Origin of the sequence: Brachybacterium atlanticum (genome assembly GCF_025669985.1) — a bacterium.
GTDB lineage: Bacteria > Actinomycetota > Actinomycetes > Actinomycetales > Dermabacteraceae > Brachybacterium > Brachybacterium conglomeratum.
Genome location: NZ_JAKJJW010000001.1, coordinates 37,051 through 59,284, shown reverse-complemented (window position 1 = coordinate 59,284; position 22,234 = coordinate 37,051). Strand labels below are relative to the sequence as shown.

Here is a 22,234-nt window from a genome sequence, read left to right as displayed (position 1 = left end):
CTCAGGCCTGCGGCGTCTCCGGCCCGGAGGGTTCCTCGGGATCCGTCGATCCGTCGATCCCCGTCTGCCCCTCGGAACCCGCGCTCCCCTCGGAGCCGGTCGAGCCCTCGCCGTCCGTCGGCCCGACCGTGTCCTGCGTCGACTGCCCGTCGGAGTCCTCGGGCGCCTGCCCGTCCTCGGCCTCGAAGCTCGCCAGGTACTCCTCGACCTCGGCGGCGATGTCCTCGGCGCTGGGCACGACGGAGCCTGCCCCGGAGGTGATCATCCTGTCGTAGCGCTGCTCGAACCCGTCGACCATCTCCTGCAGCGCCGGCTGAGCCTCGATCTGCGCGGCGATCGCCTCCCGCACGGGGAGCGCCTGCGCCTCGAGCGCCGCCGCACCGATCAGGGGGCCCCTCTCCTCGCCGACCGCGGTCAGCAGCGCGATCGCGGCATCGGGGAAGGACATCTCGTGGAGGTACTGGGGCACATGCACGGTCAGGCCCACCACGTCGTGCCCGCCCTCGGCCAGCCGCATCGTCAGCAGCGCCGTGAACGGGGCGCGGAGGCGGAAGGTGCCGGGCATGGTGCGGCGCACCGCGATCGACTCCGGGTCGCCGGCGAAGCGGGTCACCGGCAGCTCGCGGGTGTGGGGGACCGGGGCGGGGAAGCCCTGCAGCAGCAGGGTCCGCTCGATGCCGAGCTGCTCGACCACGATCCGCAGCGCGCTCGCGACGCGCTCCCACTGGAAGGACGGCTCCGGCCCGGTGAGCAGGAAGAAGGTCTGCCCCTCCTCGTCGGTCACCTCGTGCAGCAGGATCTCGGGCTTCTCGTAGTCGTCGAAGTGGTCCAGCTGCAGCGTGACCTCGGGGCGCCGCCCGGCGTAGTCGTGGACCTGGTCCATGTCCAGCCGTCCCACGACACGGCTGGAGAGCGTGTTGAGCAGGTGGTCGTCCAGGAGCCGCTGCGCATCGCCCGCATCGGTGAAGGCGCCGAGGGTGACCAGCAGCGTGCTGCCGTGGAGGGCACGCGAGTCGACATGGCGCTCGTAGCTGAACAGGGTCGTCGGATCCATCATGACCTCCAGGGCGACAGGACGGCCTCGGCGGGCCGCGGGTGGGTGACCTCTTGGTCAACGGCCCCTCCGTCAGAACTATTCCGCCCTCGGCGCAGGCGGGCCGGAGTTGGCGCACCTCATAGCAGCATCAGGGCCGTGTCCACGGCGAGCCGCGCCGCGAGCGCCCCGGTCACCACCAGGAACACGATCCGCACGAAGCGCGATCCCAGGCGCAGCGCGAGCCGCGCGCCGAGGAAGCCGCCGCTGAGGTTCGCCAGCGCCAGCACGCCGCCCAGCAGCCACCACACCTGGCCCTGCAGCCCGAAGACCAGCAGCGCCCCGACATTGGTGGTGAGGTTCGCGAGCTTCGCGTGGACGCTCGCCTCGAGGAAGCCGTAGCCCAGCAGGGAGACCATCAGGATGATGAAGAAGCTGCCGGTGCCGGGGCCGAGGATCCCGTCGTACACGCCGACGCCCGCCCCGATCCCGCCCGCGCGCAGCAGATGGGAGCGGCCCTGGTGGCGCGGGGCGTGCTCGAGACCCATCGACGGCTTCAGCAGGGTGTACGCGCCGACGGCGAGCAGGGCGACCAGCACGATCGGGGTCAGCCACGGCTTGGGGATCAGGCTCGCCAGCGCCGCCCCGGCCGCGCTCCCGCCCAGCGCGCACACCACCAGCGGCCCCGCGGTCGCGGCGACCGGGGTGATCCGTCGGACGTAGGTCCAGGAGGACACCGCCGTCCCCGCCGCGGAGGCGATCTTGTTCGTGCCGAGCACGGCGCCGCTGGAGGCGTCGGACGGCATGGCGGTCAGCAGCGCGGGCAGCTGGATCAGCCCGCCGCCGCCGACGACCGCATCCACCCAGCCGGCCACGAAGGCGGCCCCGATGAGCAGGACGAGGGTCAGGGCGGAGAGCTGGGTGAGCTCGGCGAGCAGAGGCACCGCACCAGTGAACCACCGCCCCGGCCCGGCCTGCCGGGCTGACACACTGGGGCCATGCGCGCGCTCATCTGGGACCTCGGCGGCACGCTCGTGGACACCTATCCGGACGTCGATCGGGCGCTCGCCGGGGCGCTGCGCGCGGATCCGGACCGGGAGCTGCTGCGCGAGGTCGCGGTGCTGACCCGGCGCTCCAGCTCCGAGGCGATCACCGAGCTCGCCGCCCGCCATGGGGTGCCCGGGGCGCGCTTGCGCGCCGCCTACGAGGCGACGAAGGAGCAGTGGGCGCGCAGGCCGCCGACGCTGAAGGGCGGCGCCCGGGAGGTGCTGGCGGCCGTGCGCGAGCGGGGCGGGCTGAACCTCGTGGCCACTCATCGCGATCGCGAGAGCGCCGCCGCCCTGCTCGCCGCGCACGGCCTCGAGGTCGACGACATGGTGTGCGCACCCGACGGCCACCCCCGCAAGCCCGCCCCCGACATGGTGCTCGACCTGCTGGCCCGGCACGGGCTGACGGCGGGGGAGTGCGTCGCGGTGGGGGACCGGCCGGCCGACGTCGAGGCCGCGCGGGCCGCCGGGGTCGAGGGCGTGCTGCTGGAGACCCCCGGGATCCCGCTCGAGGCGCCGGGGGCGCGCCGCATCCACTCGCTGCGCGACCTGATTCCGCTTCTCTGACCGCCGGCGACCCGGACGGCCCACGTGGTGCTGCCCGCCTGCATCGGCGCGGCACTCATGGCGCGCCTGGCCGGCGCGGAGCCCTCCGCTGCACCGCCGGATCCAGCCGGTGTTGACCGCTGGCCGCATCGTGCTGGAAGAGCTTGATCAGCGCCCGGCGGGGGAGCGGGAGCACCAGGTGCAGCACGAGCAGCCCGATGACCAGCGCGATCGGCCCGCCGACGAGGACTCGGGTGAACCCGACGTCCAAGGGCAGCAGCGCGGCGAGTCGGTCGCCCGGCACGTCGAAGCGCTCGTGGATCTCGAGGTGCTCGTCGACCGAGGCGAGCAGCGCCACCACCGTCAGCAGCCACCAGGAGCGGCGGAAGGCCGGCCCGGCCAGCGCGATCAGACGGGCGGCGATGCGGGGGAGCGAGAGCGGGCGGAAGTCGGCCTCGTCGGGAGTGTCGGCCTCGCCGGCAGTGACTGCGTCGGTGGCGCGTGCGTCTGCGGTGCGCTCGGCGGCGGGGTCGGTCATATCGGACACCCCGTGAATTCCCGATGAGATCTCGGTGAAGCCCGGATGTGGACGCTCTCATGCGTGTCGCGGCATGTCGGGGGACTACGTTGGGGACATGGCGATCATCTACCAGGCAGAGCTCAGCCCGACGAAGCCCGAGGTGCTGCGAGAGCTGCTCACCTCCCGCCCCTGGGGCGAGGACGGGGAGCTCGAGCTGCTCGGCGCGTACCGCTTCGACGACCCGACCGGCGAGGTGGGCGTGGAGTGCCATCTCGTGCGTGTGGGGGAGAGCGTCTACCACCTGCCGCTGAGCTACCGCGGCGCTCCGCTCGAGGACCCCGCGGCGCAGCTCGTCACCACGATGGAGCACTCCGTGCTGGGCACCCGCTATGTCTACGACGGCCTCGAGGACGAGCTGGCGATCGAGTGTTTCGCCCGGGCGCTCGCCGGCGTCCAGCAGCAGGCGGAGCTCCAGATCTTCGCACCCGACGGCACCCCCGAGGGGACCCGTCCGCAGGCGGTGGAGCTGACGCTCGAGGTCGATGAGGGCGAGACGGCGCCCACCCTCGAGGAGCTGCTCGACGGGGACGAGACGTTCACCGTCGCTCGCACGGTCGACGGGCTCGACGGCGCGGTGCGGCTCGTCGCCGCCTGGGACGGCGGACGCGGGGTCGTCGCGGCCTGCTGAGGGCATGAGGCGATCGCTTCCGGCCCACGGAGCGGGGGAGCAGTGCTCCGGGCTCCCCGTGACCCCGCCGCACGGCAGCGCCCGCCGCTCTAGTCGCCCTCCCCGGCGAGGTGGGTGTCGAGGACGTCCTGGGCGATCTCGCGCAGCAGCCGGATCGAGTCGTGGGGGAGCTGGGCCTCAGCGCTGCCGGCACGCATCGCCGCGATGATGCGCCGGCTCAGACGGCCCGGGCCCGCCAGGCGCACACGACGGACGTCGGGGGAGTCCGAGAGGCTCACCAGGCGGGGGAGCAGGCCGACTCCCGCTCCGGCGCCGACGAGGGCGATGGCCGTCCCCCACTCCGTGGCCTCGTGGGCGATCCGCGGCGTGAGACCTGCCGCCGTGAAAGCGGTCGTGAACAGCGCGCGATAGGCGGAGCCGGGCTGGTCGGTCACCCACGGATCGGCGACGAGCTGTTCCAGCGACACGCGCTCCTGCGCCCCGAGCGGGTGGTCCGCCGGCACCATGACGTCCAGCGGGTCATCGAGCAGGGTGATCTTCTCGAACCGGGGATCGGCCTCGAGCAGCACCTCGCCCTGCATCGAGACGACCACCGCCACGTCGATGCGCTCGGCCACCAGCAGGTCGAAGCAGCGTGCCGGGCTCGCCTCCATCACCTGGACCTCGACGGAGGGGTGCAGGTCGCGCAGGCGGGGCAGGAGAGGGGCGATGAGGTGCGAGGCGGCGGTGGAGAAGCCGCCGATGCCGAACTGCCCCGGGACCTGACCGTCCGCGCTCGCGCTCGCGGCTCGGATCTGCTCCCACTGCGCGAACAGTGCGTCGCTGCGGCGCACCAACTCCTTCCCCGCGGCGGTCAGGCGCAGCCCTCGGCCGTCGCGCGTGAGCAGCGTCAGGCCCAGGGACTGCTGCAGCTCTCTCAGCTGGGCCGACACCGCCGAGGGGGAGTAGCCCATCAGGTTCGCGGTGGCCGCGACGGTCCCGCAGCGGGCGAAGGTGCGCAGGGTGACGAGGCGAGGATCGATCATGCGGAGATTCTGCACTGCACTCGTCGATGATTCGCGCTTATCGTGCATGATTCGCGGCGCTAGCCTTCTGCGTATCCGCTGTCATCCTCCGGCGATGAGGGAGACCATGTCCACGATCGACGCACGACGCGCAGCACCCTTCGCGACGGCCGCCATCGCGCCCGAGAAGCTCTCCGAGCTCCAGGCGCTCGTCGACTCCCGTCGGCCCGGCTTCTCGCTGACGGCCCCGTTCTACACCGACAGGCAGCTGTTCGACCTCGACATGCGCGCCGTCTTCGGACGGCACTGGCTGTTCGCGGGGAGCATCGCCGAGCTGCCCGAGCCCGGCGACTACATCACCGTCGACTTCGGCCCCTATGCGCTCATCCTGCTGCACCACGACGACGGCTCCGTCAGGGCTCTGCACAACGTGTGCCGCCACCGCGGCGCCCGAATCCTCACCGAGGACTCCGGGACGACGGGGAACCTCGTGTGCGGGTACCACTCGTGGACGTACGCCCCGGACGGAGCGCTGATCCACGCCTCTGCACCGGGCGAGATCGACTTCGACGCCGGCTGCTTCGCGCTCAAGCGCGCGCACTGCAGGGTGGTGGGCGGCCTGATCTTCGTGTGCATCGCGGCGGAGCCGCCGGAGGACTTCGACGAGGTCGCCGAGATCTTCCGTCCGTACATCGAGCCGCACGAGCTCGGCGCGACGAAGGTCGCGTACCAGCAGGACATCGTGGAGCAGGGCAACTGGAAGCTCGTGATGGAGAACAACCGCGAGTGCTACCACTGCGACGGCCACCCCGAGCTGGCGTGCTCGCTGTTCCCCACCTGGGGCCTCACCGACGAGACCGTGCCGTCCCACCTCGCCGACGTGTGGAACCGCAACCTCTCGGCGAGCGCCGCCCTCGAGCAGCGATGCCGTCGATACGGCCTGCCGTTCGAGGTGGTCGAGGAGCTCGACACCCGCGTTGCCGGCATCCGCATCTCGCGAGAGCCGCTCGACGGCGAGGGGGAGTCGTTCTCGACCGACGGCCGGCGGCTGTCGAAGAAGCTGCTGGGGGACCTGCCCGACTTCCGGCTGGGCCGCTGCTCCATGCACCTGCAGCCCAACAGCTGGTTCCACCTCCTCGGCGATCACGTCATCACCTTCGCGGCGTTCCCCCTCGACGAGGGGCGCACGCTGGTGCGCACCACCTGGCTGGTCGCCGACGACGCCGTCGAGGGCGACGACTACGACCTCGAGACCCTGACCCACACGTGGAAGCAGACCAACCTGCAGGACAAGGCGTTCGTCGAGCTGTGCCAGCGCGGCGCCGCCAGCCCTGCCTACGAGCCCGGCCCGTACATGAAGAGCGAGTACCAGGTCGAAGCGTTCGTGAGCTGGTACATCACCCGCCTGCGGGAGGCGCTGCAGTGAGCTTCGACGTCGAGGTGGACAGGGGAGCGGTCTCGCTCGCCCTGCGCACCCGCGGCCTCGAGATGCCGTGGAACCGTGTGCTCGCGGCGGTGGCGGGGCCGGCGCGCGCCGCGACGGCGCTCGGCCCCTGGTACCCGGAGGAGTTCCAGGCCGAGTGCGTCGAGACCATCCCCGAGTCCCAGGACTGCACGACCTTCGTGTTCCGACGGATCGACGGAGCGCCGCTCGCGTTCCGTGCGGGCCAGTACCTCAACATCGACTTCCCCGTGGACGGGGAGGAGGCCGAGCCGGTCAGCCGCAGCTATTCGCTCTCCAGCGCCCCGACCTCGCCGTGGACCTTCGCCGTGACGGTGCGCCGCGACCCGGCGGGCCTGGTCTCGTCCTGGGCTCATGCCAACGTGCGTCCGGGCATGATCCTCGACATGCTGGGCCCGGTCGGCGCGTTCCACCTGCCCGACTACGACCGCCGGGCGCGCTACCTGTTCCTCGCCGCCGGATCGGGCATCACCCCGATCATGTCGATGATCCGCACGATCCACTCCCTGCCGGGACAGGCCGACGTCTGCCTGCTGTACCACGGCTCGTCCCCGGATCGCTTCGCCTTCGTCGACGAGCTCGACTTCCTCGAGAAGGCCGACTTCCGCATCCGGGTGGCCTACTCGCTCGGCGATCGCGAACGGCCCGAGGGGTGGGGCGCCCGCGTGGGACGCATCTCGGCGGAGATGATCGACGCCGTCGCACCCGACGCCAACGGTCGCCAGGTGTACGCCTGCGGCCCGCAGGGATACCTCGAGCAGGTCCTCGTCTGCTTGCCCGCCGTCGGCGTGGACGACACCTCGGTGTTCGTCGAGAGCTTCACCGGCGATTCCGCCACACGGCGCGAGTACGCGGCCGAGCTCGCGGCCGCCACGGAGATCGCCGAGGACCTGCAGGTCGCCGCCGAGGAGAGCACGGAGCACCAGAGCGCGGTCCTGGACGTCTACGACCTGACGGCGGCAGACCTCCCTGCGCTGGCGCACGTGGAGCCCGCCGTGGCGGTCGACGCCGAGGCGAGCGCGCCCGTTCCCCGCACCCCGGACGCACAGGAGGGGGAACGGCGGGTGGTCGGTGCCGGCGCGCTCACCATGTCCTTCGTCCGCAGCGGGCTCGACGTGCGCATCGACCCGGAGCAGAACATCCTGCAGGCGGCACGGGCCTCCGGCGTGCGCATCGGCGCCAACTGCCAGGAGGGCATGTGCGGCTCCTGCAAGATCGTGAAGCTGGAGGGCGACGTCGACATGCACCACCAGGGCGGCATCCGCGCACGCGAGATCGCCGCCGGGAAGTTCCTGCCCTGCTGCTCCACCGCCGTGACCGACCTCGTCATCGACGCCTGACCCCCTCGAGAGAGAGCCTCCATGAGCACCGCACCCCGCATCGTCATCATCGGCGCCGGCATCGTCGGCGCGAACCTCGCCGACGAGCTCGCCCAGCGCGGCGCCACGAACACGCTCGTGCTCGAGCAGGGTCCGCTCGAGACGCCGGGCGGGTCCACCTCCCATGCTCCCGGCCTCGTCTTCTCGACGAACCCCTCGAAGTCGATGACCGCGTTCGCGCAGCAGACCATCGAGAAGTACACGAACCTGAGGGGACCGGACGGCTCCGGATCGTTCCTGGCCGTCGGCGGGCTCGAGCTCGCGACCACCCCCGAGCGGCTGCAGGATCTGCATCGTCGTGCCGGCTGGAACAGGTCCTGGGGAGTCGAGGCGCAGGTGGTCGACACCGACGAGTGCCGTCGGCTCTTCCCGATGGTCGATCCCGAGCCCGTCCTCGGCGGTCTCTGGACACCCGGGGACGGCCTCGCGCTCGCGCTGAAGGGAACGCGGCTCGTGATCGAGCGCGCGAGAAGGGCCGGGGTCGAGTTCCGCGACCGCACCGCGGTGACGGGCATCGACACCTCGGGCGGCCGCGTGCGCGCCGTGCTCGTGGGGGAGGAGCGCATCCCGGCCGACGTCGTCGTCTCCTGCGCCGGGTTCTGGGGCCCGCGGATCGGCGAGATGGCCGGGGTCGACGTGCCGCTGCTGCCGCTCGACCACCAGTTCGCGATCACCTCGCCCGTACCGAGCCTCAGGGGGAAGAACGAGTTGCCCAAGGGAGCTTCCGCCCCGATCCTGCGCCATCAGGACCGCGACCTCTACTACCGCGAGTGGGGCGACCGGATCGGGATCGGCTCGTACGCGCACCGCCCCATGGCCGTCGCCCTCGACGACCTGCCGCAGTACCGCGCCGAGGACATCACCGACGAGGCGATGCCCTCGAGCCTCCCCTTCACGCCGGAGGACTTCGAGGCCGAGTGGGAGGAGTCGCAGAGGCTGCTGCCCGAGCTGCGGCAGACCTCGGTCGATCGTGCCTTCAACGGCGTCTTCTCCTTCACGCCGGACGGCGGATCGCTGGTGGGGGAGTCCGCCGGGGTCGAAGGGTTCTTCATGGCCGAGGCAGTGTGGGTGACTCACTCGGTCGGCATCTCGCGCGCCCTCGCCGAGGTGATCACGACGGGATCCTCGGAGACCGACCTGTCGGGTCTCGACGTCAACCGGTTCGAGAAGATCGAGACCACCCGCGCCTACGTGGCCGAGACGAGCCAGCAGAACTTCGTCGAGATCTACGACGTCCTCCATCCCCGCCAGCCGCGGGTCTCGCCGCGCGACCTCCGGCTCAGCCCGTTCCACCGACGCCAGGTCGAACTGGGAGCCTTCTTCCTCGAAGCGCACTCCTGGGAGCGGCCGCACTGGTACGAGGCCAACACGCACCTGCTCGAGGAGATGCCCGCCGAGTGGGCGGCCCCGCCGCGCGACGCCTGGTCAGCCCAGTTCCATTCGCCGATCGCTGCGTGCGAGGCCTGGAAGACGCGCACCGCCGTCGCGATGTACGACATGACGGCGCTGACGCGCTTCTCGGTGACGGGCCCCGGTGCCGCCGACCTGCTCGACCGTCTGACCACGTCGTCGATGCGGCGCAGGCCCGGCGCGGTCAGCTACACGCTCCTGCTCGACCGGGCGGGCGGCATCACGAGCGACATCACCGTCGCGATCCTCGGAGAGAACGACTACCAGGTGGGCGCCAACGGCGGCATCGATCTCGCATACCTCACCCGCGAGGCCAGGCACCAGTCGCAGGAGGATCCCGCGAAGTGGGTCGAGGTGCGCGACATCACGCCCGGGACGTGCTGCATCGGGCTGTGGGGGCCGCTCGCCGGCGAGGTGGCGGCGCGGCTCACGGACGAGGACCTCGGCGCCGAGGCGCTCGGCTACTTCCGCACCCGGAGCGTCACGCTCGCGGGGATCCCGGTGACGGCCATGCGGCTGTCGTACGTCGGCGAGTTCGGCTGGGAGCTGTACACCACGGCGGACCTGGGGGAGCGGCTCTGGGACGCGATCTTCGCGGCGGGGCAGGAGTACGGCATCGTCGCGGCGGGGCGCGAGGCGTTCGAGTCGCTGCGCCTGGAGAAGGGCTTCCGCTCCTTCGGGACGGACATGACCAGCGAGCACGAGCCCGTGCAGGCGGGCATCGGCTTCGCGGTGAAGGCCTCGAAGACGGCGGATTTCGTGGGCAAGGAGGCGCTGGCCGCGCGTGCGGCCGCTGCGACGACGCGCCTGACCTGCCTGACCTTCGACGAGCCGACGTCGATCGCGCTCGGCCTCGAGCCGGTGTTCCTGCCCGGGTCCCAGACCGCCGCCGGATACGTCACCAGCGCCGCCTACGGCTACACGCTCGGTCGCGGCATCGCGTACGCCTGGCTGCCTGACCACCTGGAGGTCGGCGACGGCGTTGAGGTCGAGTACCTCGGCACGCGCTTCGCGGCGACCGTGGCGGAGGAGCCGCTCTACGATCCCGCGATGGACAGGATCCGTCCCGAGAAGGCGGCGCAGGTGCTCGAGGGCCGGTCGGTGTGAGCGCACCGGACCGGCCGTCGTCGACGCGCGGGGACGACGGTGGCCGTCTGCGCGCGCGGCCGTCCGCGTGAGCGCTCGCTGGACCGTGGTCGGCGACGCCCGGGGAGGTTCACGTGATCGCGGTGACCGGCCGCCGGCGGGAGGGGGCCTGTGCGCGGTCGTCGTCCGATGCACAGCCGGGCGGGGAGGCTCGCACCGGCACAGCCCGTCGGCACCCCTGTCGCACTTTACATAACGTGCATTATCGGCTCACTGTAACAAGGGCGGTCCGGGAGGCGGTGAGCCTCCATGGCGCCCGCCGCCTGCCCATCGTCACGGCGACGACCTCACACCGCCGTCGCGACTTCCGCACGCGATCCTCGACGCGCTCGTGCACGAGATCGAGTGGCGCATTTCAGTCGGTATATCTGCTCAGTCGGTATCTCTGCCGTGAAGCGGCGGTCGAGATCTGCCACTCGATCGCGACTGCGAGCGTCGCGTCGCACCGGCGTGGTGTCGTGCAGTCGCACCCCGACAGCTCGGCACCCTGCTGCACCGCGGGAAGGCCGAGTGCTGCATCTGGACGGCCACCGGGCGTTGTTGACGATCCGCATACAGCACTCGGTGGGTCAAGATCGCCGACCTCAGCGGTCACCCTCGACATCGTCCGATGCTGCAAGGACTATCCGACCGCTGTCCAGGAACTCATCCTTCGGGCCGGGGACGTCGAGGCCGGCGGAGTCTGCGTCATGCGCGATCTCGACGGAGTCGACTCCTTTCTCACCCGGGTACAGCTCGGGCAGAGACGGCGTTCCGCCCGGGCTGAGCCGTCGCCGGATCCGCTGCCACGTCTCGTTCATGCTCACTCCGTCCGAAGCTCCGTCAGCACGACTGGTACGTCAGTTGGTACGTCAGTTGGTACGTCAGTGCGGGTCAGAGGCCCTGGAGTGCCTGCGTTCAAGCCCTGGGACCGCTCCCCTGCATTCTCGCTGTGATGTGCGCCATGCGCAAAGGGGTGAAGCCGGGAGCATGCGCGGGATCAGCGGCGGGCAGAGCTCAGGCCTCGCCGGGCATCCTTCCGGTGTCGGCGCCGCTCCCCCGTCCCGCCAAGATGAAGAAGGCACCGGAGATCATCACGCCGCACACCATCGCGATCGCCATCGGCAGCGACGAGTGCGTGCCGGCCACGCCCACCAGCGGCGCCGCGATCGACGCCGCGAAGGAGAAGCCGAGCCCCAGCATCGCCGAGCCCGTCCCGGCGAACTCCCTCGCCTGGTCCGAGGCGAGCGCGCCGCCGTTGCCGAAGATCAGACCCTGCGGCGCCACGGTGAAGAAGAACGCCGGCAGCACGATCCACGCCGGGGTGTCCAGGAACAGGCTCCCGATCAGCAGCGAGAAGCTCGCCAGCGACACCACGATCAGGCCGACGCGGATCAGCCTGCGCGGATGGATGGTGCGGGTCAGCCGCGCCGAGAGCAGCGACATCGCCATCATGCCCATCGAGTTGATCGCGAAGCTCACCGAGTACTCGCTCGAGGAGAAGCCCAGCATCTCCTGCGCCACGAAGGACGAGGCGGAGACGTACGCCATCAGCGCGAAGGCCGAGAACGCGTTGACCAGCATGTACGCGACGAAGATCCGTCGGCCCAGCAGGGTGCGGCAGTTGCGCAGGAAGGTGCGGAAGCCGCCCGAGTGGCGCCGGGAGACCGGCAGCGACTCCGGGATCAGGAAGAGCACGCCGATCAGCGAGATCAGCGACATCACCGCGATGACCACGAAGATCTCGCGCCACTGCCCGAACACCAGGATGATCCCGCCCAGCAGCGGGGCGACGATCGGGGCGACGCCGCCCACGCCCTGCATGATGTTCATGATCCGGAACAGCTCGGGGCCGTCGGTCATGTCGATCAGCACCGCGCGGCCCAGCACCATCCCGAAGCCGCCGCCGATCCCCTGCAGCACGCGAAGTACCAGCAGCGCCTCGACCGAGGGCGCCATCGCGCAGCCGATCGAGGCGAGCAGGCACAGGATGATGCCGATCAGCAGCGGGCCGCGCCGCCCCATGCGGTCCGAGAGCGGACCGGCGACGATCTGGCCGCTCGCGGTGCCGAGGAAGAACGCGGTGATCGTCAGCTGCATCCGCGAGGCGGTGGTGCCCAGCTCCCCCGCGACCTCCGGGAAGGCGGGGATGTACATGTCGGTCGCGAGCGGACCGATCGCGCTCAGCGTGGTCAGCACGACGATCACCATCACGGTGACCTTGGCGCGGGTGCGGCTCAGCTGCTCCTCGTCGGGCAGGTGCGCGAGCTCGTGATCGGCCGGGTCCTCGAGGACGGGGATCGCGCCGGTGATGGTGGGGATCGATCCGGTGACCGTGGGGAGGGAACCGGTGGAGGTGGGAACCGGGCCGGTGGAGGTGGTCGGCTCGGGGCGAGGGTCCTGGGCGGGATCCTCGCGGGGGACGTCGTCGGCGGCGGGGGCCACGGTGCTCCTTCAGGGGACGGGCAGACGACGAGCCGGGAGGAGATCACAGGGATCCCGCCCGGCTCGACCGCACCATCCTAGGGACGCTGTGACCGCTCGTACAGCCACACCAGGCCGACGGCCACGAGGTCCACCACGATGAACACGAGCATGAACGGCCCGCCCATCCCCACGCTGCGGTCGATGACGATGCCGCCGCCCCCGGCGAAGAGCGCACCGACGACCATCATGATCAGGTTGTTCATCACGTGGAAGGCGATCGGCGCCTCGAGGCCGCGGCTGATCACGGCCATCGCCGCCATGCACAGCCCGAAGACCGCGTAGTAGCTCAGCAGCCACGGATCCACCGACATGTGCACGAGGCCGAAGACGATGCTCGAGGCGATCATGCCGAGGACGAGCGCGGGCCTGACCGCTCGGACCCAGGAGGCGAAAAGCGGCATCATCGCCCCGCGGAACAGGAGCTCCTCCCCTGCCGCCTGCAGCGGGGTGGTCAGCAGTGCGACCAGGACCAGCCCGATCGTGGTCGAGGTGATGGCGAACTGCCCGATCCCCGCGGCCGACGGGTCGATCAGGGCGGTGAGCGCGAGCGCCGCGCCGACGAGCGCCGAGAACGCTCCGGCGTACACCAGGCCGCGACGCAGGCTCGCCCGCCGTGGCGAGGCGATCAGCCAGCGCCAGGGCACGCGCGCCACCAGCGCGGTGACCAGGATCGCCAGCGGTCCCATGGCGGCGAGGCTGAGGTTCATCATGGCCATCATCAGCGGGCTGATGGTCGCGTCCATCGGGTCGCGCCCGAAGGCCGCCATCTCCACGAGGACGACGATCAGCGTCAGCACGGTCTGGAGCACGATCATCGCCACGAGCAGGCCGGGGATGATCAGCAGCGGCTTCCACCACGCCAGGCGCAGGTGCGCGCCGAAGGGACGCTCCGGATCGAGGCCCGAGCGGGGTGCGCTGGCGGAACCGGGTGCAGCGGCGGGACGGGGTGCGGCATCAGCGGCGACGGGAGCGCCCGACGGCGCGGCGCCCGACGGCTCGGCGGCCGGCGGGCCGGCGGTCGACGGGGCCGCGGCGGACGGGACCCGGCCGACGGGATCGCGGGGCGGGGGCGAGGAGGTGTTCGTCGTGGTCATGGGACCACCCTCCACGCCTCCGCGCCGCCGAGGAAGTGCCGCTTTGTCGGCGCCGCGGCCGACCATCGTCGAGCTGTCGGGCACCGCCCGCGACCTTCGTCGGGCGGGACGAGGGCCCCAGGTCGGCCGGACGATGCGCCTCTCGGCGAGGACCCGCGAGTTCGGGCCTCCGGGGCCGACGATCGCCGCGGTCCACCGTGCGGCCCGGGACGGTCGTTCAGGACGTGCCCGTCCCCTGCTCCGCCAGTCGGCGCTGATAGGTGGGGTCCGTGCGCTTCAGCCAGCGGATCACCGCGGAGGTCACCGGGATCATCGCGTACTGGACGAGCACCTTGTAGAGCACGCCGAGCACGGTGTACTCCACGTACTGCTCGAAGGTGGTGATGCCGATCGCGACCGAGGCGATGGCGCAGAAGATGATGGTGTCCACGAGCTCGCCCAGGCCGCTCGAGGTGAACAGGCGCGCGATCAGGCCCCGCTCCCCCATCCGGCGCTTCATGCGGGAGACGACCAGGGAGTTCAGGCTCTGTCCGGCGAGGAATCCGGCGAGCCCGGCGAGCACGACGATCCAGACCGGCCCGAGCGCGAGCTCGAGGGCCTCCTGCTTGGCGAGGCCGTACTCATCGGGGAAGGGCGGCAGCGCGATGATCACCTGGTAGCTGAGCGAGGCGAGGATGCTCACGGCGAAGGACGTGAGGATGGCGCGGCGGGCGCTGCGGGGGCCGTACAGCTCGGTGATGATGTCGCCGAGCACGTAGGCGAGGGGGAAGAGGAAGAAGCCGCCGTCGGTGATGATCTCGAATCCGGTGCCGGGCACGTCGCCGAAGCTGACCCCCTTGGCGGCTCCGATGCCGGAGAGGATCACGACCGTGACCATGGCGGCCAGGAGGATGTCGAAGTGGGAGGAGCCCCGGTCGGCGTAGACGGCGCCGGCCGGGCGTCCAGACGGCGGGGCGGTGGGGGCGGTGCGGTTCTGTTCAGCAGTCACCGGGGAAGGGTACACAGCACGGCGCCGCCCCGGCCGGTCATGGGACCGGCCGGAGCGGCGGCGGGGCCGACGGGGACTCGCCGGGAGGCGAGGACGTCGGCCTCGTCAGATGCCGGCGGCGTCGTAGTCCGCGTCGGTCACGAAGCTCTCGAACTGGCTCTCGCTGCCGTACCAGAGGTTGGAGTCGCCGGCGAAGGGGCCGGAGTCCGAGTACTGCCACAGCTCCCAGCCCCACCAGCGGCCCGGCAGGGTGCTGGGGCGGGAGGAGCTGTAGGAGGCGAGGAAGAGCGGCGAGTTCGTCGGGGTCCAGTCCCCGACCACGTCGTTCCACCAGTGCAGGTTGGTGTAGATCACCGGGCGGCGCCCGGCCTGGTCGCGGTAGCGGATCGAGAAGGCGGAGATCCAGTCCCGCATCTCCTGCTGGCCGAGCCCGTAATCCCGCGGGAGCCCGGAGTAGGCCTCGAAGTCGACCATGCCCGGCAGCGTGATCCCGTCGCCGGTCCAGCCGCCGCCGTTGTTCAGGAAGAAGTCCACCTGCTCCTCGGGGCCGCCGGAGTCGGGGCGGGCGAAGTGGTAGCCGCCGCGCACGAGCCCTGCGCCGCCGGCGCCGGTGTACTGGTGGGAGAACGCGGGGCTGCGGTAGGAGCGGCCCTCGGTGGCCTTGACGTAGGCGAAGCGGGAGCCGGCCGCGGCCTGGGCGGCCCAGTCGACCTTCCCCTGCCAGCCGGAGACGTCCTGGCCGTGGATGCCGGCGGCCTGAGCGGCGGGTGCGGCGAGAGCGGCGGTGCCGGTGCCGAGCGCCATGGCGCCGAGGGCTCCGCCGCGCAGCAGGCTGCGGCGCGACGCTCTCGAGGCGGGGGCGGTCGGGACCGGAGGGGCGAGATGGCGAGGACGGTAGGGCGACATGGGGAAGCTCCTGGGGAAGGGGACAGCTGCACTGCGAGGAAGAGTGCGACGGGGATCACACCGCAGTCACCGTAGAGGGGTTCCCCGAGGGTGCGCCACCGCCCACTCCTGTTCCGGCGTGTCGCGGCGAAACGGGCGGAAGGTGCGCAGTGCTGCGAAGCGGTCTGTCCGACTTCGGGGCGATGAAGGCCCGCAGGGTGCCCAGGATCGTGGTCGCCGCGAGCTGGGTGACGTCCCGTCCTTCCAGCTGCTCGCGCACGAGCAGGTCGATGAAGATGCCCATCAGCAGCTGGGCGAGGTCCTCGACGGGCAGCAGTGCCCGCTCCGCCGAGGCCGCCAGGCGTGTGGCCAGGAGCGCCCCGATCTGGTTCCGCATCCGCTCCCGCTGCCCGGCGAGCTCCGCGCGAAGGGTCTCGTCGCGCAGGGAGCGGGCGATCGCGTCGGAGTACAGCAGGTACCACTGGCGGCCGAATGGGCGGATCCCCTCGAACACCGCGAGCATCACCTGCGCGTCGTCGGCCTCGAGGATGGAGCAGCTCTCGTCCGCCTCGACGTCCGCGACCGCGCTCTCCACGGAGCTGTTCGCGATCGCCATGAGCTCGGCGGTCACCTCGTCGAACAGGGCGATGAACACCTCCTCCTTGCTGGAGAAGTTCGAATAGAAGGCCCCGCGCGTGAAGCCGGCCGCCTTCACCAGGTCGTCGACGGTCACGCCGTCGATGCCCTTCTCGACGAAGACGTCCAGCGAGGCGCGCACGAGCTTGGCGCGGGTGTTCTCCTTGCGTCGCGTGCCCGCCGACTCGGGCAGCGGCTCGAACAGATCGGTCATGGCTCCTCGGATGCGCGACTGGCGGACGTCTCGCGCGGTGACGTCCGTTGAAGGGGTGCGGCGAGCCCGATACTATCCCATCGATACATCTTCGTATCGAATTCGCGGACGTCTCGGGCAGGGGTCCGTCGTCGCCCTCGTGCCGAACTCGTCCTGGAGGCCGCGTGTCCTCGTCCCTGTACCGTCTGGGCCTCCTGATGGCCTCCCTGCGCTGGAAGATCGTCGGCGCCTGGGTCGCCCTGCTGGTGATCGTCGGCGGCCTCGCCGTCGGCCTCGGCGGCACCTTCACCGCCGACATCGAGATTCCCGGCACCGAGGGGCAGCGCGGCATCGACACCCTCGCCAACCGCTTCCCCGAGATGGGCGGCACCGCCGGGCAGGTCGTGCTGGTGACCGAGGACGGCTCGAGCGTTGATGAGCACCAGGACGAGATCGACGCGCTCATGGAGGACATCGCCGAGGTCGAGGGCGTCGCGGCCGCCCCCTCCCCCTTCGACGACCTCTCCCCCGGCACGCGCACCGACGACGACACCGCGATCATCGCCCAGTTCCAGATGGAGGGGCAGACCGGCGCCTTCCCGGAGAGCTCCGTCGAGGAGATCCGCTCGCTCGTGGAGGAGGCCGGCACGCCGAGCCTGGAGACGCACCTCGGCGGGCAGGTGCTGCAGAGCGCGGAGGTCCCCTTCGGCGCCGGCGAGGTCTTCGGCATCATCGCCGCCCTGATCATCCTCGCGGTCGTCTTCCGCTCGCTGATCCCCGCCTTCATCCCGATCGTCACCGCGATCGTCGGCGTGGGCGTGTCGATGCTGGCGCTGGTCGCGCTGTCCGCCGGGGTGGACATCCCCTCGGTCACCACCGCGCTGGGCGCCATGCTCGGCCTCGCCGTCGGCATCGACTACGCCCTGTTCATCCTCTCCCGCCACCGCGACCAGCTCGCCCAGGGCGACGACGTGCACGAGTCGATCGGCAAGTCCCTGGCCACCTCCGGCAGCGCCGTCATCTTCGCCGGCCTCACCGTGATCATCGCGCTGGTGGGCCTGTTCATCACCGGCATCCCCTTCCTCACCGTGATGGGCGTCGCCGCGGCCGCGACCGTGGCGCTGTCCGTCGTGGTGGCGCTGACCATGCTGCCGGCGCTGATGGGCATCCTCGGCGAGCGGCTGCGGCCCCGCAGGATCCGGCGGCTGATGGCCGAGAACGACGGCGCCCTGCCCGAGCCGGACCCCGCGCAGCGCCCCCGCCGCTCCTTCGGCCGCACCTGGGTGCGCCTGGTGACCAAGGTGCCCGCGCTGACGATCCTGGCGGTCGTGATCGGTGTCGGCGCGCTCGCGATCCCGATCAAGGACCTCGAGCTGGCCCTGCCGGACCTGGGCACCGAGCCGGTCGGCACTGATGCGCGCGACACCTACGACCTCGTCTCCGAGGAGTTCGGCCCCGGCTACAACGGCCCGCTGCTGGTCACCGCCGACATCATCAACACCACCGATCCGCTCGGCGTCGTCGAGGAGCTCGAGAGCGACATCTCCGAGCTCGACCACGTCAAGGAGATCCAGCTGGCGACCCCCAATCAGGGCGCCGACATGGCCGTGGTGGTCGTGATCCCCGAGGGCGGTCCCACCGAGCAGTCCACCAAGGACCTCGTCGCCGATCTGCGCGACAGCGCCGAGGGCTGGGAGGAGGACCTCTCGATCTCCGACGTCACCGTCACCGGCGCGACCGCGATCGGGATCGACGTCACCGACAAGCTCTCCGCCGCGCTGCTGCCCTTCGCGCTGTTCGTCGTCGGCCTGTCCCTGATCCTGCTGACGCTCGTCTTCCGCTCCCTGTGGGTGCCGCTGAAGGCGTCGGTCGGCTATCTCTTCTCGGTCGCCGCGGCCTTCGGCGTCACCTCGATGGTGTTCGAGTACGGCTGGTTCAACGAGCCGCTGTTCGTGGACGTCAACGGGCCGGTGGTCTCCTTCATGCCGATCATGGTGATGGGCGTGCTCTTCGGGCTCGCGATGGACTACGAGGTCTTCCTCGTCTCCCGCATGCGCGAGGAGTTCGTGCACACCGGTGACGCGAAGCACTCGATCGAGCGCGGCTTCACCGCCAACGCCCCCGTCGTCACCGCCGCCGCGCTGATCATGGTCTCCGTGTTCGCGGGCTTCGTGACCTCGGGCTGGTTCATGCTGCAGCCGATCGCGGTGGCGCTCGCCGTGGGCGTGCTGGTGGACGCCTTCGTGGTGCGGATGACCTTCGTACCCGCCGTGCTCGCGCTGCTGGGCCGGCACGCCTGGTGGCTGCCGCGCTGGCTCGACCGCCTCCTTCCCACCGTCGACGTCGAGGGCGAGGGCCTGGCCGGGGTGCTCGAGCACCGTCGCTGGACCGAGGAGCACGGCGTGCACTCACTGCGCCTCGAGGAGACCGTCGCCCCGCTGCTCGGCGAGAAGGGGACGCTCGGCCCGCTCACCGGCGCGGTCACCCCCGGCACGCTGCTGGTCGTCCGCGCCCCGGACGACGCCGCCCGCGCGACCTTCCTCGGCCTCGTCGCGGGGCGGGTCTCCCCCACGTCCGGCATCCTCGCCGTCCACGACCGCCTCTCCCCCGACGACCTGGGAGCCGTGCAGGCCCGCGCGCACTGGATCCCGGCCGACGCCCCCGTCGCGCGCCGCCTCGGCGAGATCGACGGCCGCAGCGCCGACCGCGCGGTGATCGTCATCGAGGAGCTCGAGGACCTCGTCCACGCCGCCGCCGCGATCGACGACACCCTCGTCGAGCGCCTCGACGCGCTCCTCGCCCGCGGCGCCACCGTCGTCGTCGGCTCCCGCTCCGCCGGGTTGACCACCGCCGAACGGCGACTCCACGCCACCCTGCGCGACCCGCGCCGCCTGCTCGCCCTCGCCGTCCAGCGCTCCACCGCCCAGACCCCCGAAGGAGCCCTCGCATGAAGCGCCTCGCCCACCCCCGCACGCTGATCGTCGTCCTGGTGCTGCCCCTGCTCGTGGCGGCGCTGGGCATGTGGGCGCTCAGCGGCCGCGTGGACCGGCTCGACGCCGTGCCCGCCGCCGTGGTCAACCTCGACGAGGGCGCGGAAGTGACCGACGAGAACGGCGAGACGCAGACGGTGCCCTTCGGCCGCCTGCTCGCCGGCTCCCTCACCCAGCCCGGCACCGTCGAAGGGCAGGACGCCCCGGAGACCACCGGCTTCGACTGGCAGCTGACCAGCCCGGAGGACGCCGAGGAGGGGCTGAAGGACGGCAGCTACTCCGCCGTCGTCGTCATCCCGAAGGACTTCTCGAAGCACCTCGCCACCCTCGGCACGCCCGAGGCGTCCCAGGCGATCCTCGAGGTCACCACCAACGACGCGAGCGGCCAGATCAACGCCCTGGTGGGCACCGCCGTCGCCGAGGCCTCGGCGAACACCATGGGCGGACAGATGGCGCAGCAGTACCTCGACCAGCTCTACGTGGGCTTCAACGACCTCGGCGACGGCTTCTCCGACGCGGCCGACGGCGCCGAGGAGCTCGCCGGCGGCACCTCCGACCTGGCCGAGGGCACGGACGAGCTCGCGGGCGGCACGCGCGATCTGGCCGACGGCACCACGCAGGCCGCCGAGGGGGCGCGCGAGTTCTCCGGCGGCGTGTGGACCTTCGCCGACGGCACCTGGCAGGCCGCCGACGGCACCCGCACCCTTGCCGACGGGCTCGACGACCTCGCCACCGGGACCGAGGAGCTCGCCGGCGGCATCGGGGAGCTGCAGACCGGGATGCGCGGCACCGAGGGGCAGCCGGGCCTGCTCACCGGCGTCGAGCAGCTCGCCGCCGGGGTCGAGGGCGACGGCACCGCCGAGAATCCCGGCCTCGAGGCTGGGGCCGACCAGCTCGCCACCGGCCTCGAGCAGTTCGCCGGCGGCATCTCCCAGACGGGCACCGCGGTCACCGGCGACGGCACCGAGGAGAACCCCGGACTCGCCCCCACGGCGCGCCAGGTGGACGAGGGCATGACCGAGCTCGGCCAGGGCGCCCAGCAGGCGGCCGACGGGCTGCGCGGCACCGAGGACCAGCCCGGCCTCGCCCAGGGCGCCGAGGGCGTGGTCGCCTATGCCGACGGCGTCGGCGAGGCCGCGACCGGCCTCGACGCGATCGTGGACGGCGACGAGAACGGTCCGGGCATGACGAGCCTGGTCGAGGGCGACGGCACCGCGGAGAACCCGGGGATGACGGGGCTGTCGAGCTCGATGGAGGAGAACGCCTGTGCGCTCGCAGCGACCGACCTCGGCGACGAGCAGTTGAACGAGCAGGTCAAGGCCCTCTGCGCCCAGGCGCAGGGAATGTCCCAGTCAGTCGACGGCATGTCCGGCTACGTCGACGGCGTCGATCAGGCCCGCGACGGCCTGCACACCGTCGTCGACGGCGACGGCACCGCCCAGAACCCCGGCCTCGCCGCCACCGCCCAGGGCGTCGGCGAGGGCGCGACCGCCGCCGCCGACGGCGTGCAGCAGATCGCGGACGGCATCAACGGCACCGATCAGCAGCCCGGCCTCGTCCAGGGCACCGGGGGCATGGTCACCTACGCCGAGTGGATCGAGACGGCCTTCGCCGGGGACGGCACCGCCCAGAACCCGGGCCTCACCGAGTCCGCGAACCAGCTCGCCACCGGTGCCCGCGCCAGCGCCGACGGCGCCGGCGAGCTCGTCACCGGCGTGACCGGTCTGCGCGACGGGCTCACCGAGTACGCGACCGGCGTCGACCAGCTCGCCGAGGGTGCCGACCAGCTCGCCGAGGGCACTCGCGGCGCCGCCGACGGCGCCTCCGAGCTCGCCGACGGGAACGAGGAGCTCGCGCTCGGTGCGGGTCAGCTCGCCGACGGTGCGGACCAGCTCGCCGACGGCAGCGAGCAGCTCGCCGACGGTGCGGGCGAGCTCGCCGACGGCACCGACGAGCTCGCCGAGGGCTCGGGCCAGCTCGCCGAGGGCTCCGACGAGCTGGCGGGCGGTCTGCGCGAGGGCGCCGACGGCGTGCCCTCCTACAGCGAGTCCGAGCGGCAGCGGATGAGCGAGATGGCCGCCGCCCCCGTCGGCACCGAGGCGGAGCGTCAGAACGAGGCGAACGGCGCGGACACCGCGACCTTCCCCTTCGTCACCGCGCTCGCGCTGTGGCTGGGCGCCTTCGGCACCTTCCTGCTGCTGCCGGGCTTGTCCCGCCGTCTGCTGGACCGGGCGCTGCCGATGTGGAAGGTGGTGCTGCGCTCCCTCGCCCCGGCGCTGCTGATCGCGGTGGTGCAGACCGTCGCGGTGCTCGCCGTGCTCACCGCGATCGGGATCTCCCCGGTCTCGCCGCTGTCGGTGGGGCTGGTGGCCTTCGCCGGGGCCGTCATGTTCGCGGCCCTGCACCAGGCGCTGCTGACGGCGCTCGGCGACCGGATCGGCCGGATCGCCTCGATCCTGCTGATGGTGCTGCAGGTGGTGACCCTGGTGGGGATCGTGCCGATGGAGACCGCGCCCGAGCTGCTGCAGTCGGTCGGCTCGCTGATGCCGCTGTCGATCGTCACCCAGGGCCTGGTCCACTCCGCGCTCGGCGGCACCCTGGTCAGCACCACCGGGACCCTGCTGGCGATCCTCGCCTGGGCGGCGGTCTCGCTCGTGGTGACCTTCGCGGCCTCGCGCGGGGCGCGGCTCGCCCGACGCTCCTCGCACGTGAGCATCGTCGGCGCGGCGCCCGCCGCGGCCTGATCCG

Annotated in this window: 17 protein-coding genes; 7 read left to right on the top strand and 10 right to left on the bottom strand. The window is 71.8% G+C overall.

Translation table 11 applies throughout. The features are described 5' to 3' along the window. Window position 1 precedes the first annotated feature (1 nt). Together L3K22_RS00250 and L3K22_RS00245 are read right to left on the bottom strand one after the other, a co-directional pair. Window positions 2-1,054: a PAC2 family protein gene (locus L3K22_RS00250; RefSeq protein WP_263309642.1), complete on the bottom strand. Its 1,053-nt coding sequence runs from the start codon at window positions 1,052-1,054 to the stop codon at window positions 2-4. Between the two features lie 119 nt (window positions 1,055-1,173). Further along, complete coding sequence (locus L3K22_RS00245; RefSeq protein WP_263309641.1) at window positions 1,174-1,977, bottom strand: TSUP family transporter; 804 nt, start codon at window positions 1,975-1,977, stop codon at window positions 1,174-1,176. Window positions 1,978-2,031: 54 nt separating this feature from the next. Here L3K22_RS00245 and L3K22_RS00240 point away from each other — a divergent pair, with 54 nt between their 5' ends. Beyond that, complete coding sequence (locus tag L3K22_RS00240) at window positions 2,032-2,646, top strand: HAD family hydrolase (RefSeq protein ID WP_263309640.1); 615 nt, start codon at window positions 2,032-2,034, stop codon at window positions 2,644-2,646. 55 nt (window positions 2,647-2,701) lie between these two features. Here the strand turns inward: L3K22_RS00240 and L3K22_RS00235 are convergent, their stop codons facing one another. Further along, window positions 2,702-3,163, bottom strand: a complete 462-nt coding sequence (locus L3K22_RS00235; protein WP_263309639.1) for a hypothetical protein — start codon at window positions 3,161-3,163, stop codon at window positions 2,702-2,704. 97 nt (window positions 3,164-3,260) lie between these two features. Here L3K22_RS00235 and L3K22_RS00230 point away from each other — a divergent pair, with 97 nt between their 5' ends. Further along, window positions 3,261-3,833, top strand: a complete 573-nt coding sequence (locus tag L3K22_RS00230; RefSeq protein WP_263309638.1) for a maltokinase N-terminal cap-like domain-containing protein — start codon at window positions 3,261-3,263, stop codon at window positions 3,831-3,833. 89 nt (window positions 3,834-3,922) lie between these two features. Here the strand turns inward: L3K22_RS00230 and L3K22_RS00225 are convergent, their stop codons facing one another. Further along, entirely contained in the window at window positions 3,923-4,858 is a 936-nt protein-coding gene (locus L3K22_RS00225; RefSeq protein WP_263309637.1) for a LysR family transcriptional regulator, read from the bottom strand. 106 nt (window positions 4,859-4,964) lie between these two features. Here L3K22_RS00225 and L3K22_RS00220 point away from each other — a divergent pair, with 106 nt between their 5' ends. From L3K22_RS00220 to L3K22_RS00210, 3 genes are read left to right on the top strand one after another with little or no spacing between them, the layout of a single operon-like run. Continuing rightward, the gene (locus tag L3K22_RS00220; RefSeq protein WP_263309636.1) at window positions 4,965-6,263 is read left to right on the top strand and encodes an aromatic ring-hydroxylating oxygenase subunit alpha; all 1,299 of its coding nucleotides are present in this window, start codon (window positions 4,965-4,967) and stop codon (window positions 6,261-6,263) included. After that, window positions 6,260-7,639 (top strand): flavin reductase family protein, encoded by a 1,380-nt coding sequence (locus L3K22_RS00215; protein ID WP_263309635.1) that lies wholly within the window; start codon window positions 6,260-6,262, stop codon window positions 7,637-7,639. Before L3K22_RS00220 ends, L3K22_RS00215 begins: the two co-directional genes overlap by 4 nt. 21 nt (window positions 7,640-7,660) lie before the next feature. Beyond that, on the top strand, window positions 7,661-10,195 hold the full coding sequence (locus L3K22_RS00210; protein WP_263309634.1) for a GcvT family protein: 2,535 nt from the start codon (window positions 7,661-7,663) through the stop codon (window positions 10,193-10,195). Between the two features lie 623 nt (window positions 10,196-10,818). Here the strand turns inward: L3K22_RS00210 and L3K22_RS00205 are convergent. The 6 genes from L3K22_RS00205 to L3K22_RS00180 all read right to left on the bottom strand — a co-directional run bounded on the left by L3K22_RS00205 (window position 10,819) and on the right by L3K22_RS00180 (window position 16,517). Next, window positions 10,819-11,034 carry a hypothetical protein gene (locus L3K22_RS00205; RefSeq protein WP_263309633.1) on the bottom strand — a complete coding sequence of 72 codons (216 nt, stop codon included), beginning with the start codon at window positions 11,032-11,034 and terminating at the stop codon, window positions 10,819-10,821. A 196-nt stretch (window positions 11,035-11,230) separates the two neighbouring features. Further along, window positions 11,231-12,658: a multidrug effflux MFS transporter gene (locus L3K22_RS00200; RefSeq protein ID WP_263309632.1), complete on the bottom strand. Its 1,428-nt coding sequence runs from the start codon at window positions 12,656-12,658 to the stop codon at window positions 11,231-11,233. Window positions 12,659-12,735: 77 nt separating this feature from the next. Next, window positions 12,736-13,794: a CPBP family intramembrane glutamic endopeptidase gene (locus tag L3K22_RS00195; RefSeq protein WP_263309631.1), complete on the bottom strand. Its 1,059-nt coding sequence runs from the start codon at window positions 13,792-13,794 to the stop codon at window positions 12,736-12,738. Between the two features lie 217 nt (window positions 13,795-14,011). Further along, window positions 14,012-14,782: a queuosine precursor transporter gene (locus L3K22_RS00190; protein ID WP_263309630.1), complete on the bottom strand. Its 771-nt coding sequence runs from the start codon at window positions 14,780-14,782 to the stop codon at window positions 14,012-14,014. 105 nt (window positions 14,783-14,887) lie between these two features. Then, entirely contained in the window at window positions 14,888-15,688 is an 801-nt protein-coding gene (locus tag L3K22_RS00185; RefSeq protein ID WP_263309629.1) for a GH25 family lysozyme, read from the bottom strand. Between the two features lie 55 nt (window positions 15,689-15,743). Then, the gene (locus tag L3K22_RS00180) at window positions 15,744-16,517 is read right to left on the bottom strand and encodes a TetR/AcrR family transcriptional regulator (protein ID WP_263309628.1); all 774 of its coding nucleotides are present in this window, start codon (window positions 16,515-16,517) and stop codon (window positions 15,744-15,746) included. Window positions 16,518-16,681: 164 nt separating this feature from the next. On the opposite strand from L3K22_RS00180, the gene L3K22_RS00175 reads away from it, so the two are divergent. Together L3K22_RS00175 and L3K22_RS00170 are read left to right on the top strand one after the other, a co-directional pair. Further along, on the top strand, window positions 16,682-19,447 hold the full coding sequence (locus L3K22_RS00175; protein WP_263309627.1) for an MMPL family transporter: 2,766 nt from the start codon (window positions 16,682-16,684) through the stop codon (window positions 19,445-19,447). Next, window positions 19,444-22,230, top strand: coding sequence for a YhgE/Pip domain-containing protein (locus tag L3K22_RS00170; protein ID WP_263309626.1), 2,787 nt, complete (start codon window positions 19,444-19,446; stop codon window positions 22,228-22,230). Before L3K22_RS00175 ends, L3K22_RS00170 begins: the two co-directional genes overlap by 4 nt. Window positions 22,231-22,234: the final 4 nt, after the last annotated feature.